The organism is Peribacillus simplex (assembly GCF_001542915.1).
In the GTDB taxonomy this organism is placed as follows: Bacteria; Bacillota; Bacilli; order Bacillales; family DSM-1321; genus Peribacillus; species Peribacillus simplex_B.
Genome location: NZ_LNNH01000052.1, coordinates 1 through 769, shown reverse-complemented (window position 1 = coordinate 769; position 769 = coordinate 1). Strand labels below are relative to the sequence as shown.

Genomic DNA, 769 nt, shown 5'->3' with positions numbered 1-769 from the left:
TAAAGCGTTGGTTAAGTCCTCGATCTATTAGTATCAGTCAGCTCCACATGTCGCCACGCTTCCACCTCTGACCTATCAACCTGATCATCTTTCAGGGATCTTACTAGCTTGCGCCATGGGAAATCTCATCTTGAGGGGGGCTTCATGCTTAGATGCTTTCAGCACTTATCCCGTCCGCACGTAGCTACCCAGCTATGCCTTTGGCAAGACAACTGGTACACCAGCGGTGCGTCCATCCCGGTCCTCTCGTACTAAGGACAGCTCCTCTCAAATTTCCTGCGCCCGCGACGGATAGGGACCGAACTGTCTCACGACGTTCTGAACCCAGCTCGCGTACCGCTTTAATGGGCGAACAGCCCAACCCTTGGGACCGACTACAGCCCCAGGATGCGATGAGCCGACATCGAGGTGCCAAACCTCCCCGTCGATGTGGACTCTTGGGGGAGATAAGCCTGTTATCCCCGGGGTAGCTTTTATCCGTTGAGCGATGGCCCTTCCATGCGGAACCACCGGATCACTAAGCCCGACTTTCGTCCCTGCTCGACTTGTAGGTCTCGCAGTCAAGCTCCCTTGTGCCTTTACACTCTACGAATGATTTCCAACCATTCTGAGGGAACCTTTGGGCGCCTCCGTTACTCTTTAGGAGGCGACCGCCCCAGTCAAACTGCCCACCTGACACTGTCTCCCACCCCGATAAGGGGCGCGGGTTAGAATTTCAATACAGCCAGGGTAGTATCCCACCAACGCCTCCACCGAAGCTAGCGCTCCG

The 769-nt window shown here is 55.5% G+C and carries 1 rRNA gene; it reads right to left on the bottom strand.

Annotation, left to right across the window (positions count from 1 at the left end):
* Positions 1–7: 7 nt before the first annotated feature.
* Positions 8–769, bottom strand: a 23S ribosomal RNA gene (locus AS888_RS21645); the annotation flags it as partial.